At 28.8% G+C, this 14,448-nt stretch carries 11 protein-coding genes and 1 pseudogene; 11 read left to right on the forward strand and 1 reads right to left on the reverse strand.

Annotated elements, in window-relative coordinates; all coding sequences use genetic code 11:
- From ACVHXK_RS17830 to ACVHXK_RS17860, 7 genes and pseudogenes are all read left to right on the forward strand, one after another.
- Nucleotides 1-191, forward strand: a pseudogene (locus ACVHXK_RS17830) (Rpn family recombination-promoting nuclease/putative transposase); the annotation flags it as partial.
- Between the two features lie 668 nt (nt 192-859).
- Nucleotides 860-1,021 carry a hypothetical protein gene (locus ACVHXK_RS17835; RefSeq protein WP_461207762.1) on the forward strand — a complete coding sequence of 54 codons (162 nt, stop codon included), beginning with the start codon at nt 860-862 and terminating at the stop codon, nt 1,019-1,021.
- Nucleotides 1,022-3,290: 2,269 nt separating this feature from the next.
- Nucleotides 3,291-3,467: a hypothetical protein gene (locus ACVHXK_RS17840; RefSeq protein WP_461207763.1), complete on the forward strand. Its 177-nt coding sequence runs from the start codon at nt 3,291-3,293 to the stop codon at nt 3,465-3,467.
- 344 nt (nt 3,468-3,811) lie between these two features.
- Complete coding sequence (locus tag ACVHXK_RS17845) at nt 3,812-4,762, forward strand: DUF2971 domain-containing protein (RefSeq protein WP_461207764.1); 951 nt, start codon at nt 3,812-3,814, stop codon at nt 4,760-4,762.
- Nucleotides 4,763-4,975: 213 nt separating this feature from the next.
- Nucleotides 4,976-5,971: a DUF2971 domain-containing protein gene (locus tag ACVHXK_RS17850; RefSeq protein ID WP_461207765.1), complete on the forward strand. Its 996-nt coding sequence runs from the start codon at nt 4,976-4,978 to the stop codon at nt 5,969-5,971.
- A gap of 105 nt (nt 5,972-6,076) precedes the next feature.
- Nucleotides 6,077-7,129: a hypothetical protein gene (locus ACVHXK_RS17855; protein ID WP_461207766.1), complete on the forward strand. Its 1,053-nt coding sequence runs from the start codon at nt 6,077-6,079 to the stop codon at nt 7,127-7,129.
- Between the two features lie 777 nt (nt 7,130-7,906).
- The gene (locus tag ACVHXK_RS17860; protein WP_461207767.1) at nt 7,907-9,319 is read left to right on the forward strand and encodes a hypothetical protein; all 1,413 of its coding nucleotides are present in this window, start codon (nt 7,907-7,909) and stop codon (nt 9,317-9,319) included.
- Nucleotides 9,320-10,151: 832 nt separating this feature from the next.
- On the opposite strand, the gene ACVHXK_RS17865 is transcribed toward ACVHXK_RS17860, so the two are convergent.
- Nucleotides 10,152-10,370 (reverse strand): hypothetical protein, encoded by a 219-nt coding sequence (locus ACVHXK_RS17865; protein ID WP_461207768.1) that lies wholly within the window; start codon nt 10,368-10,370, stop codon nt 10,152-10,154.
- 434 nt (nt 10,371-10,804) lie between these two features.
- Here ACVHXK_RS17865 and ACVHXK_RS17870 point away from each other — a divergent pair, with 434 nt between their 5' ends.
- The 4 genes from ACVHXK_RS17870 to ACVHXK_RS17885 all read left to right on the forward strand — a co-directional run.
- Nucleotides 10,805-11,746 (forward strand): PDDEXK family nuclease, encoded by a 942-nt coding sequence (locus ACVHXK_RS17870; protein ID WP_461207769.1) that lies wholly within the window; start codon nt 10,805-10,807, stop codon nt 11,744-11,746.
- 90 nt (nt 11,747-11,836) lie between these two features.
- Nucleotides 11,837-13,066, forward strand: a complete 1,230-nt coding sequence (locus ACVHXK_RS17875; protein ID WP_461207770.1) for a PDDEXK-like family protein — start codon at nt 11,837-11,839, stop codon at nt 13,064-13,066.
- Nucleotides 13,067-13,144: 78 nt separating this feature from the next.
- Nucleotides 13,145-13,894 (forward strand): hypothetical protein, encoded by a 750-nt coding sequence (locus tag ACVHXK_RS17880; protein ID WP_461207771.1) that lies wholly within the window; start codon nt 13,145-13,147, stop codon nt 13,892-13,894.
- Between the two features lie 282 nt (nt 13,895-14,176).
- A partial coding sequence (locus tag ACVHXK_RS17885) for a DUF4064 domain-containing protein (protein ID WP_461207772.1) occupies nt 14,177-14,448 on the forward strand: 272 nt, incomplete at its 3' end.

A 14,448-nucleotide genomic window follows, 5' to 3' on the forward strand; every position in this document is an offset into this window, starting at 1 on the left:
AAAAATCACTACATGAGAGAGCTAATATGATAAGTAGTGCTAAGACAGAAGGTATAAAACAAGGTATAAAAGAAGGTGAGAATAGAAAAGCAATTGAAATTGCTAAGAGTTTGTTAGATATATTGGATGTAGAGACAATAGCAAAAAAAACTGGATTGAAAGAGGAAGAAATTAAGAAACTTATGAATTAGATCTATTAAAAATAAGTAGTTATTGTGCATTATAATAATCATTAGTAAGATCACCTCTAGGGTTTCACTAAAACCCTAGAGGCCCAAATAGCAAGCTTAAATTATAAGGATTTTAGAACACTATCATAAAAAGTAAAGGTAGATTTTTTTACAATCTAATTGCTCTTACGTATTCCTTTTAGGTCTAACAAGAGTGTGAAAAAATCCTTGAATTTATGAGCGGAAGGAGAAGCTTTATAGACTTAAAAAGACAAGACTATAAAACTTGTCCTTCCTCTTTTATCTAGATGTAGTGCTGTTTTATTTAGTACATCACTTGTCTTGATTTTGATTTTTGCTTGAATAGTGCAGTACACTAAGTATTCTATTTCACATAGTTTTATGCCGCTAATAAAAGAGAAATAACTGCAGCTAACATTGAGAAGTCACTATTCTTAGTATTTGCCTAGAAATCGTGTAAAAAGCTAGCGCTATTTACACTTAGTGAAGGAAGAAGGATGATTTTTTTATAATCTAATTCTGCGAATAAGTTTATAAAAAAATCTTTGATTAAAACCATCGGGAGGACAAGAATTACAAGCTCCATTCTTAGTAGAGCATGCAATTCTTGTCCTCCCTCTAGTAAGAGAAGGGTTTTAGTTAGGATTTACTTCGAGGTAGAGAGGTCGATGGACAAGCAAAACATACAATCAATAGTAGAAAGTATGCCAAGCTTGTCCATCGAAAACTCAAAAAGCAAGTTCAATGATGCCGTAGAAGGTGTATGTGCATTACTTCGATTTTTAGTGCAGATTGATAAATATTTAAATTTAAATAATATTGATCACTAAATTAGAATACTTTTTAATAAGTAATGGAATTAAGATAGTATGAGTATTATAGATGTTATTAATAGTAGTATTAGTATATATAGTAATATTAATGATTTGGGCACTAATTCCCACCACCCAACGAGCTGCATTGTTTTACCTAGCATTTCTAAAGCTCCATAAGTCTCTCGATTCCTCAAGCCTTCTGTAGCTTAAGAACTGCACGGTCCTCCAAATTTCTCTTATGGGTACCCGGTGGAGTGCAAAAGATTAAAGAACTAAATGATGAATTTTTTTTAATCCATTGTCGTGAAAAGTAAAATATATTCTTCTTAAAAGAGCAAAGAATATATTTGAATTTTACACTAAAGCGATTTAAAAAAATTCTTTGAATTTATGAGCGGAAGGACAAGCTTTATAAACTTGAAAACATAAGATTATAAAGCTTGTCCTTCCTCTTTTGTCTAAGTTTAGTGCTGAAATAAATAGTTATTCATTTATCTTGATTTTTTTATACTGACAAATTGCAGTACAATAAGTATTTCATTTTACATAGTTTTGTGCCGCTAATAAAAGAGAAATAACTGCAGCTAACATTGAGAAGTTACTATTCTTAGTATTTGCCTAGAAAGCGTGTAAAAAGCTATCGCTATTTACACTTAGTGAAAGAAAAAGGATGATTTTTTTATAATCTAATTCTGCGAATAAGTTTATAAAAAAATCTTTGATTAAAACCATCGGGAGGACAAGAATTACAAGCTCCAATCTTAGTAGAGCATGCAATTCTTGTCCTCCCTCTAGTGAGAGAAGGATTTTTAGTTAGGATTTACTTCGAGGTAGAGAGGGCGATGGACAAGCAAAACATACACTCACCAGTAGAAAGTATGCCAAGCTTGTCCATCGAAAAAACATTAGCCTAGTAGAGTACTACTTTTCTTATGGGGGATAGAGATTTTAGTATATGTATTATTTCAGGACCTTTTGTTTATGAAAAGGAAGAGCATATAATTATACTAAAATAATTGAAAGAAAAAATAGAATGCGTAGTTAAAGTTATTATTGTTATTACTGGTATAGCTCTTATTATAGGTACTACTGCTATTACTACTTATTTGGGCGCTAATTCCCGACACCCAACTAGCTTCATTGTTTTGCTGAGTATCTCTAAGCCCCTAATGGAGTTTACAATTCAACTAATAATTTGTACTAGTCCATAACTCCTAAAAGCATGGAGTTTTGAACAAGTACAAATTAAGTTTCATATGTGTAAACTCCTAAGTCTTCCGTACCTCCAGCCTTTTATGAGCTAAGAGCTACACAGCCCTCCAAATTGCTCTTATGGGTACCCGTCGGAGCGCAAAAGCAAAGAACTGAAGGAAATTATTAGTCAAGCAACATTGGACAAAGGGGACAAGCCCAAATAGTAACTGGCTTTTCCTCCTTTGTCCAATAACGCTTGACTAATAATGATTAAAACTGGCCCCACCCGCCGCCCACAGCCGGGAATTTAGTGAAAATCGAGTTAAATTGAAGAGGAAAATTATTTAGTTAAAAAAAATAAATAATATTTATAGCTCAGAATAAGTAATCGGTGTATACATATTATCCGGTAATGGAGGGTGGGTGGGCCGTGTTAAATCATTTTATAAGTTAGTCCGGCAGGGCTAGTTTATAAAATTCCGATTGAGGACCTGCAGAGAATTTCTTCGTAGGCAAAAAGGTGGACCAGCTTTGAAGCTGAAAGATATGGACAAGACTTTTTAATGCTTGTACATGACTTTCTAGTTGAAAAGCTAGTCCACCCTTAGTTGCAGTTACTAAATATAATGAAAAAATTAAGTTCTAGGCAGAATACTTAGACTTGGGAAATTATTCGGTGTGTATTAGTAGTGGTGATGATACTAGTAAAAGCACTAAATGATGTTATAGTGCACTCCACCGGGTACACTAAATACAAGGCGGAGGATTGTGCAGTTCTTAAGTTAGATAAAGCTTGAGGAATCGAGAGATTTGTCTGGCTTTAGAAATGCTAAATAAAACGCTGAAGTATTTTGGGTGGTGGGGTTTAGTGCAAGGATTATTAGTAATAGTAGTAATGTATACAGCTATAGGTATAGGTGTAGTAATGGTAATGAGTATACTATCAGTAATAGAAGTAACACTGTAGTTCAGTAATTATAAATGTTTTGTAGATTTGATGATAGGACCATAAATAGAAATAATAATTCTACCTGGTATAACTGTAGTAATAATTTAGTTTGTGTGGTGGTAGGACTTCTGGTGGACAAGCTTGGCATACTTTCTTAGAGTGAGTGTATGTTTTGCTTGTCCACCAGCCATTTTCGGCAATAAACTTACTATAGTGATAATCCCTTCCGGTACAAACGTTACAAGCTCTTTGCTTTTAGAGCTTGTAATGCTTGTACTGGAAGCTTTTAATCAAAGAATTTTTCTTGAATTGATTTAGACCCTAGAGGAATGCCAGTGAGAAAATGAATTCGAGAAAAATTCCTCCTTTTTATTCTTTTAGCGAGTATTAAGCGGTAGCTTTTTAGGAGCGTTACTTGGGATATAGTATATAAATAATATAATTTGTATTACATAAATGGATAAAATATGACAAATATACTTAAATTGCTTTATTAATAATTTAAAGTATTATAAAATGTAGACAAGGTATTTTTAAGATTAGATTTTTTAATTAATAAAAATATTATATATATAGTTGATATTTTAAAAATTATTACTTACTTTATGAATTTAGTAATACCATTACACAATAACAATACTTAGTACCTAATGGAGGTTTTTATGAGCAGATGTTATTATCATTATTGTAGCTTAGACACATTTATAGCTATAATTTCAAATAAAAGTTTAAGATTATGCGATTTAAGTAAAACAAATGATTATATGGAACGAAAATGGATACTTAAAATTTTGGAAGATTCACTTATTAAAGCATTTGAGAAAAATGAAATTACTATTAATTTAAAAGAAGATTATTGGTACGATAAAGGAATACACAATCACCTTGAGTATATCCTTGAAATGATTAAATATGATGTTAAGATTTCAAGTTATATTACGTGTTTTTCAAGAAATGGGGATTTATTAAGTCAATGGAGAGCATATGGGGATGATGGAAAAGGAGTTTCCATTGGATTTAATTCAAAGTTAATTTCTAAAGCTAATAGCGATAAGAATAAAGTTTATTTTGAAGATGTTTTATATGATTTAGTTGATCAGGTAGATGAAATAGAATTTATTGTTCAAAATGCAATTAAATATATGAAAAGCATGTTTGATAGTGACACGATTAGAATGAGTGATAATTTTAATGAGTATTTTATTGAAGAATTTGATGTTTTTTGCGAAGTTGTTTGTGATGATTTAGCTGAGATTAGTTGCTACATGAAAAATCCGTCTTTTAAAGAAGAAGATGAGGTTAGAATTATATATTCTCCGGACATGACTACAGAGTCATTTGATGGTTATTTAAAAGAAGTTTTTACTCAGAAAAAAAGATTTAATAACTATGTTTTGAGTCCACTTGATTATTTTGCTAGAGATGACCAGATAATTGGGTATGTTGATTTAGCGTTTGATAAATTGCTTATTAAAGATATTATAACAGAAATTAATATTGGGCCAAGTTCACGAGTAACGGAAGATGATATTTTTTTCTTGTTGAGCAAATATGGTTATAATTCATGTGATATTAGTATTAATACTTCAAAATCATCTTATAGGGTAAAGTAATAGATAGGGTCTTTATTGCAAAGATTACGATATAGTCGCTATATAATAAAGATATTACTGCTTCGTATATATTGTTCGTGGTTTAGGTGATCAAGCCTACGAAACCGAGTCAAACCATAAGAGTTATGTATGTTTTTTTATTTTTGCAGCAATAGGTAAATTAAGTAAGTGAAGACGTTTTGTGAAATAATGATTACGTTTGGAGGGAGTAAAGTGAATGAGACAGAATTTAGAGAGTCATTAGGCTTTAAAGATAAAGTTGTCTATCATTATTGTAGTGTTGGAGCATTGTATGGAATCTTAAACAGCAGATCATTTTGGTTAACATCATTAGAATCTTCTAATGATTCAATGGAATTAAAAATTGCTAAAAATATTATAGAACAAGCTATTGAGGAATTAAAAATAGAATATAAAGATACAGATTATTTTGCAATGCTAAAAGAGATTCAGAATGCACCAAATGACAAAAAGTACATTAAGATTAGACCTAAATATCAATATTATGGGCTTTCATTGGTAGAGGATAAAGATAGTCTTACTCACTGGGAGCGATACGCAGATAATTGTAAAGGGGTTTGCATAGGATTGAATATTGAATTAATCAGACATTTATTCTCTAATTATGCACTCCCAGATATTGTTGCTAATTGGCTTCAAACTACAGAAATATTATATTCTTATAAAGAACAAGTTGAGTATGCTAAAGGATCAATTATGGCAAAAATAGATGGATTCAATGATACTACAAATAATAATTTAGCACGTGCAGAACATATTTTTACAATGGTATACTATACAACCTTATCAACATTAAAACCACGATTTAAGCACTTAGGATTTTCTAATGAAAAAGAATGTCGTGTTTATTTGGAAGAAGGCGAAGCGGAACAAACATCAGAATATTTTAATCGCAACACAGATTCATCAGTAATGGATAAAGAACTATTCTTTAATATTGGTAAACACACATTTGAACTGGCTAAAGAATTACAGGTTTTAAGAACTAATAAAAAGTATAGAATGTTTGGGGATACTATTAGAAGTTATTATTCAATGAATTTATCAGAAATATGGAGCGATACATTAGTAACTGAAATCATTCTAGGACCAAAGTGTTTTCAAAATAAGAAGGAATTAAAGAGTTTTCTTAAATCGTGTGGTTTGTATAAAACAAAAATTGAAATCTCTAAGATTCCATTAAGATAGTGTGTAGCGAAAGCAATAGATGTGATTAAATCAATTACTAAAAGTGTTGTTTTATAAAACTATAGAGTTTCGTAATTATATATGATTATAGTGTAGGAGGTAAATATGAGTGTTTTAGCGATGGATGGAGAAGAATGCAATTTTATTTGGGAAACAATTTGTGAGTTACAACTTATATTTCATCCAAGATATTCACAAGAAGGACAAATTGACTTCAAAGCACTATCGAGTCTTAAAAATAGCAAAAGAATTATTATTATGCTTGATAGAAATCTCTTAAGTAGTCTGTTGAGACTTTCACGTGACGGTTATTTAAAAAATGAAGAAGAAATGAGGATAATCGCATTATTGATGACATGGATAATTATGAATAATTATCCTGCAAGTGCAGGTCTCGCATTAAAAGAGTTTGCTACTAAAATTAATAATGAGATAGATACTAAAGTCGAATTGCAAGAATTTAATAATATTTTTGAGTACTATCCTAGTATGATATGGTTGCGTTTAGCAGAAGGGGCAATTGATAAAATTCCTTCGTGCCAATTACCTAGTGAGCCTTTTATTACAGATATAAATTATAGCGAAGATGATGACCATTTACTTATGCATATTGCTGAAATGCTACATGTTGTTTATTTATATAAACAACATAATTTATCTCCAATTGAAAAAATGCTGGACTTTTTGGAATGGAATTACAAATTCCTATTAATTTGTGAAAGTACTATTTCTTATATTACAATGCTATTTACAAACCAGATAGGGATTAAACCACCCAAAAATTCTGGTAGTAATGATATAGAAAAAATATTTAAAGGATGTAAGAATCAGGCGTGGGATCTCAATTATTTATCAAATTGGAGTTGTTTTCATTACTCTGAAAAAACTATGAATGATATTTTTATGTTTGCTACAAATGACATTCTTTTAAAGAATATATTTATAAATACCTATGCTGATGGTGGAATACAATCTTTAATTGAGACACTGTTTTCTAAAGGTGATTCCATTAAAATACTAGAAATTATAAATGCAAATCAGGGAAGTAGAAGAGTGAAACCAAACTTTGGAGAAAATCCAAAGAAATATTTTTATGAACTAATTAATCAGGAAAAACAGAAAGTACAGGATTTACTAGATAAGTGTTCTAATGAATGAAAAAGAACTATGTATACAATCCATTGAGAGCGGCAGTGTGAATTTTATACCAAAAGGCTGGATCAGCTCTCAAGCTGAAAGATTTTTATAGTTTTTCAAGTGCTATATAAAATAAGGACTTATTTTGAACGGTGGAGTTTAGAGAAGGCTTTTTACTACTAGTAGGAGGTATAATTATGTGAATAGTATTGTGTCTACTGATGTTGTTTGGTGATTATAAGTGTTATATAGTTTAATGTTTGAACCACAATTTGAAGTGAAACATCTACCTAGGAGAACAGTTGTAGGTACTGAAATAGGTGGGGTATTGAAGCTGCTGGTGGACAAGCTTGGCATATTTTCTTAGATTGATTGTATGTTTTGCTTGTCCCCCAGTCTTTTCCGGCAGTAAACTTATTACAGTGATAATTTCTTTCGGTGCAAGCATTGTAAGCTCTTTGCTTTTAGAGCTTGTAATGCTTGTACTGGAAGCTTTTAATCAAAGAATTTTTCCTGAATTGATTTAGACCCTAAAGGATTGCTTGTGAGAAAATGAATTCGGGAAAAATTTATCATTTTTCTTCTTTTAGCGAGTAATAAGCGGCAGCTTTTTAGGAGCTTTTCTTATGAATTTACTTAGGAAGTTACAGCTTAATTTACATAATTGGATATAATATTACAAATTTACTTAAAATGCTTTATAAATTATTGGAAATATTATAAAATGTAGAAAGGGTGTTTTGAGTAGTTATCTTTAAGAATAAAATTGGTGAATAAATTAAAGAAAGAGGTGGATTTATGTTACCTGATGATAATATTTTTAATGTTATACTAACACATAGGCTCCCAGTCTCTAGAAATAATCAAACTGTAAAGGAATTTTTAAAAGATTATTTTGATGAATATATTCAATCATTGGAAAAAGCACTAATTAAATCGTCTAATTGTTTTTTGAGGGATGAATGTTATTCTTTAGTAGAAGAAAAAATACCAATAATAAGAAAGTTATGCAATGATATCATTGAAATATTTGATTTGTATGATTCAGCAAATATGAAAACCTTTTATAGTTACTTTGAGGAAATGATGAAAAGGATAGAAAAATATATAAATATTAAAAATATTAGGTGTATTGGGAATGAATCATTTAAAAACCTCTTTAGAATAAGGTCGGGTGAAAATAAGTATTCTCGATTAGATATGTTTCATATACCAATGGGGAAGCGACAACTAATTAAATCATATAGATATAGCATTCCAGGATATCCTTGTCTGTACCTATCTACTGGAATGCCACTTTGTTGGTTCGAATGTGGTATGCCAACAAAATTTAGTTATTGTTCTTTTGATTTTAATATTTTAGGAGAAGAACGAATAAAGCTAATTAATTTTACTTGTAAACCTGTAAATTTGATTAGTGCTATATCTCTAGATTATTATAACGAACCTGAAAAGAAAGATGAAACAGATTTATATTTGATTAAATACTTAGTAACCCATCCGCTAAGAGTAGCATGCTCAATGCAAGTTGTAAGCAGAAATAATGCTTTTATTCAAGAATATATATTTCCACAGCAATTGTTACTTTGGATAAGAGAGCATAAAAATTTTGATGGTGTTGCATATAGAACTGCATCAGCAGTAGAAAAAGCAAAAGAATGGAACTATTTCAATATTGTTTTGCCAGCTGAAAAATTGAATGATAATGGATATTGTGAAAAATTAGCAAAATTATTCAAGGTAACCGAACCGATTAAAGTTGACCTAGGTAAATTAGTGGAAGAAAAACATAAAGATATGAATATAGTACATGTGTTTATTAAGAAACTTGAGAATAAATATTATAATGGATATGCACTTTATCCATATGAAGAAATGTTGTCAATTTGTAAAACTTTTTTGTTGTTATGTAATTCTCTTAGTTCTAGTGAGTACAATAATGATGAAATTACATATCAGACGATGGATACATTGAATCTAACACTTAATATTATTATTAAAAATAAAGAAAGCATTAAGGAAAAATCTATGGAAGAAGCATTAGAGTTATTTTATAATAAAGACCAAGCAATTATTGAAACTGAATATGATGATATATTTAATGACTTTTCTGAAAAAATACAACCAATTATTTTTAGTTTTTGGCATTATACATCATTGTTAATAAATATTAAAAAAGTAGATCGAAAGACTTTTGACTTTGTGTTATAAAATAGATATTTTTGGAATACTAGATATTATAAATATCTAATTATATGCAGTAAAATTCTAGTAGTACAAGTTTGATTTTCAGGCTTGTACTACTTTTAGATTAATAGGAATATTTAGCTGATACAATGAATTCAAAAGGTGCATGTGTAACGAAGTAAGAGAAGGTAATTGTATGAGTGGAGATAAGGAATTATGGGAAATCTTTATTAGAACTGCAAGGAAAACGTTATGTTATTGTGTATATAAGAAATTGATATATAATTAGATTCTAGTAATGGAGGGTGGGTGGGCCGTGTTAAATTATTTTGTAAATTAGTCCGGCAGGGCTAGTTTATAAAATTCCGATTGAGGACCTGCAGAGAATTTCTTCGTAGGCAAATAGGTGGACCAGCTTTGAAGCTGAAAGATATGGACAAGACTTTTTAATGCTTGTACATGCTTTTTCTAGTTGAAAAGCTAGTCCACCCTTAGCTGCAGTTACTAAATATAATGAAAAAATTAAGTTCTAGGCAGAAAATTAAGACTTGATATAAGTATTCGGTGTGTAATAGTAGCAGATATAATAATAGTAAAGGCACTAAATAATGTCATAGGGCACTCCACCGGGTACCCTAAATACAAGGCGGAGGATTGTGCAGTTCTTAAACTAGATGAAGCTTGAGGAATCGAAAGATTTATCTAGCTTTAGAAATGCTCAATAAAACGCTGAAGTATTTTGGGTGGTGGGGTTTAGTGCAAAGATAATTAGTGACAGTAGTGGTATATATAGCTATGAGTGTGATAATAATTGTAATAGGTATATTTGAAGTAAAATAATAAATATTGTAGCTCTTTAATTTAAGCTAATTTGTTGTTTTAATGGTAGGATTATAAACTTATATGATAAATCTACCTGGTATAACAGTGGTAAGGTTATTAATAAATGTGGAGTTAGAGCTGCTGGTGGACAAGCTTGGCATACTTTCTTAGAGTGATAGTATGTTTTGCTTGTCCACCAGCTATTTTCGGCAATAAAACCTACTAAAGTGATAATCCCTTCCGGTACAAGCATTGTAAGCTCTACGCTTTTAGAGCTTGTAATGCTTGTACTGGAAGACTTTAATCAAAGAATTTTTCCTGAATTGATTTAGACCCTAGAGGAATGCTTGTGAGAAAATGAATTCGGGAAAAATTCATCAGTTTTTGTGTTTTAGCTAGTAATAAGCGGCAGCTTTTTACTAGCTTTCTTTTAAATCTTTTCATGTAGTTCTATCTATTATTACAAATTTGTATATATTTATATAAAAATACTTAAAATGCTTTATAAATTATTGGAAATAATATAAAATGTAGACAAGATGTTTTTATGGAAAAAATAAGTAACTATGAAATTATATTAATTAATATAATTATTTTGGTGAGTACTTAATTTGTAAATTAACTATTAGTTTGGTGTTAATGATTGTTGTAGCATTTTGTGATAAACAAAATTTTGGAGGTATCAAAATGAATAAAAGTGTACTGGATTTGAGTGAAAAAGAAGTACAATGTTTAATAGCAGATTACCCATGGTTATTAAATTTAGATTATGAGATAATACCACAGCTTAAAAATAAAGGAATGGAATACCAGCTTACTGAAAATAAAAGAGCAGATTTAATATTAAAAGATAAAAAAAGTGGTAGACCAGTAATTGTTGAATTTAAAGCAGTACCATTTTACAGAGAAAACATTGGACAAATTCTTGAATATAAAGCAAGAATAATAAATGAATATTCATCTGAAAATTCAATTCTGAAAGAGATATTTGGAGAGAAAATGTTTACTCCTATCCTGATATTAGTGGTACCAGAATGTACTGCAGAAGCACGATTAGCATGTAATTTATCTTCTATTGATATATATGAATATAGTGCAAATGTTCCTGAAATTATAATGCCTGAAAAAAGAGAAATGCTTGATGATTTTATTAGCAATTATAGTAAAGATGATATTCCATTTTCAGAAGAAAGAGATGAATTTGTGAATGGAATTTATAATAGAATATATGAATTATTATGTGAGGAAGATCTAACGAATGGTTGGAAAAATTATAAAGATCCAGCAGGAGAATATTTCGTTGTAATGAATCATTTATTTATAAACAAATGTATATTTTCAAATTATGATGTATCAATTGGAATATATGAAAATATTTTTTCTGATTCTAGTGAAATTATAATAGAATATTACTCAGCTAATAGTAAGATATTAAATGAATTTTCAGAAAAATATATGGAATTAGATTTAAAGCCTAGCAATGATAGTAAATTTGATAGTGAAACATATAATGGGGCATATTGGAGTTTTAAAACAAATAAAAAAGATTTTTTAGAAAATACTAAACAAGTATTAAAACCATATATAAGCAATTATATTAAAGTAATGAAAGAACTTGATTTATATTAACGATAACAAATGGTTTAAGCAACTTTTATTTTTGAATATTCAGCTATTTATTATGTTGAAATGTTCATTTACAAAGGAGTGATAATATTTATGGATAAATTGTTATTAGATAATGTAAATAAAATAATAAAGAAAGATTATTCTAAAAATGATTTTAATATTTTCACAATATTAAGGCATGAGAATGATGAAGTTATGCTTCACTCAAAATTTATATTTGAGCTTTTAAACCCTGTAGGGTCACATAATTTAAAGGGTTTGTTTTTGAAATTATTTGTTGAAACTATTAATAGTAATTTAGATGTTACTATACCTAATTTTGAAATTAGTGATTTTGATAATGCTATTGTTTATAGAGAAAAAGAAAATATAGATGTATTAATTTTATTTTCTAAAACAGGTTATACATTCATTATTGAAAATAAAATATATGCAGAGGACCAAGATAGACAATTAGAGAACTACTATAACAAAATGACGAAATATTATAACAGAGATAGTGAAAAAATGTTTATATTGTATTTAAGCTTAGACAATCATCTTCCTAAAAAAGGAATTGGAGAATTAAAGCATCCAGTTTATTGTATTAGTTATCCTCGTGAAATTGATGAATGGTTAGAAAGATGTTGTAAAGAAATAAAACAAATGCAAAATCTCTATGAAGTAGTAAGACAATATAAAATATTAATATGTAAATTGTCAAATAAAGAATGTGGGAGTAATGAATTGAATGAAATAATGGAATTATTAGTTAAAGATAAGGATGTGTTTGAAAGTGCTATAGCAATTGAGCAATCTTTGCCAATAGCAAAATCACAAATTATGATGAGCTTTTTTAATAATATTGAAACAGAAATTAATAAAGCCGGTTACAAAACAATAATATTTGATAAATCAGCAGTGAAGAATTATTATATTTCAAAACAAATCCCTAAGCTTAATTTTTTAATAAAGAATTTCGAAAATGATATTGATTTTAGTTTTGGGATAGAAATATATGATAATCTGTATTACTATTATTCATTCTGCAGAAAAGAAGAAGGCAATTATAAATTAATTCCGCTTGAAAATGTAGAAAAGAATTACTCAGATATATTTGATAAATGTAAAAAAGCAATAGTTACAGTAAATGGAGATATTAAGAAAAATACTCCGATAGCTCTTATGTGGGAGTACATATATGACCGTGGGGGCAAGATATATAACTTTAAGCGCTTTTCTGAAAATTGTATAGATTTAATTGAAAATGAAGAAAATGAAATTACGAATGTTGTAGAGGGGTTATTACCACAAATAAGACAAATATTAAATATAATATAAATATAGGTAACTTTTTTATTTTCAAAAAATAAATAATATGTATTATATATTATAAATTAAAGGAAGGGGTCCAATTATATGATCGATACAGAAGAAAAATTAATTACTTTTCTGTTCATCGGAGAAAGAGCGGAAAGATTTATTTATAAGTGGGAAGAAAATATTTTAGAGTATTATAATGATATGTACATTGATGATTTTGGAAGGTATCCAGTGGAATTCCTTACAGAAAAGCCTACAGATAATAATGAGCAAAGAAGAGAGTATATACTTATTGTCGATTTATCTGATAATGGATATGAAAAAGAAATAAAGAGATTAGATGGTATTAATATTTATTCGGTGATTAATATATACACAGAGGAAAATCAAAAGGAAATAAAACCTTTCGTAGATACAAACAATATATATGTTGCCCACAATAATCCTAATACATTATGTAAAATGATAGTAGAATTCACTAAAATAATATCTCCAACAGTACATATGGGTGATATGTTTGAGTCTACAGATTTTAAAGAAGTTATGGGAAACAAAAGTTTTATTGTAGAGAATTTTTCTAAGAGTAAAAATGATGATGAAATAATTTTTAGTTCAGTTAGCAAATTAATAGATAAGATAAAACCAATGGACAATCTTAAAAAGTATTCAACTTTAATTTTGTTGTTATGTGTTGGAAATGATTTCTCTGTTTTTAATCATAATGAAATAATGATGGAAATGTTTAATAAATGTGAAGAAAATGCAGAGATTATTAATTGTACAGCTATATTAAAAGAAATGATGTTACCAGAGCAGGTTGAATTGATTTTGTTAAAGGGTAACTAGCAATATGATATTAATGATAATAAACAGTCTATATTAATTTTGTTCATTATGAAATACTCAATTTAAATATGGAAAACAGAATAAATTTATTAGTAATGCAGTTCCTTAGAGAACTGCTTTTTTCTTTATATAGAAATAATTAATATTTAATTATATTGTTACAAAATATTTATTTTTTGAAAATTCATTTCAATAAAATTTAAAAACAGACAATTTCTGTCCTATACCCCGTGATACTATACAGATAGTTAAAAACTATATAAGATATTTGGAGGGAAAGAAATGAAAAATTCAATTTCAAGAACTGGTGAAATGGTGTTAGGAATTTTAGGAGTTATTTCAGGTTTGGTAGGTTCGTTTTTTGCAGTATTTATGGGTGGTTTATCAGAGGCAGTTACAGGTGATTCAACTGGTCTTGGCGGACTGTCATTTGCAGCATTTATTTTTTCAATATTAGGGCTTGTTTCAATTATATTGATTAAAAAACATAAAAAAGTATCAGCTTGGGGATTTTTAATCTCAGGGATAGGGATTTTTATTTCTATTTCATTTGC

The organism is Clostridium sp. DL1XJH146, assembly GCF_054819755.1.

Excerpts from the sequence above, each read along its gene's own strand:
- ACVHXK_RS17835 (WP_461207762.1), top strand. The coding sequence starts at position 860 with ATGGACAAGCAAAACATACAATCAATAGTAGAAAGTATGCCAAGCTTG.
- ACVHXK_RS17845 (WP_461207764.1), top strand. The coding sequence starts at position 3,812 with ATGAGCAGATGTTATTATCATTATTGTAGCTTAGACACATTTATAGCT.
- ACVHXK_RS17855 (WP_461207766.1), top strand. The coding sequence starts at position 6,077 with ATGAGTGTTTTAGCGATGGATGGAGAAGAATGCAATTTTATTTGGGAA.
- ACVHXK_RS17860 (WP_461207767.1), top strand. The coding sequence starts at position 7,907 with ATGTTACCTGATGATAATATTTTTAATGTTATACTAACACATAGGCTC.
- ACVHXK_RS17865 (WP_461207768.1), bottom strand. The coding sequence starts at position 10,370 with ATGCTTGTACCGGAAGGGATTATCACTTTAGTAGGTTTTATTGCCGAA.
- ACVHXK_RS17870 (WP_461207769.1), top strand. The coding sequence starts at position 10,805 with ATGAATAAAAGTGTACTGGATTTGAGTGAAAAAGAAGTACAATGTTTA.
- ACVHXK_RS17875 (WP_461207770.1), top strand. The coding sequence starts at position 11,837 with ATGGATAAATTGTTATTAGATAATGTAAATAAAATAATAAAGAAAGAT.
- ACVHXK_RS17880 (WP_461207771.1), top strand. The coding sequence starts at position 13,145 with ATGATCGATACAGAAGAAAAATTAATTACTTTTCTGTTCATCGGAGAA.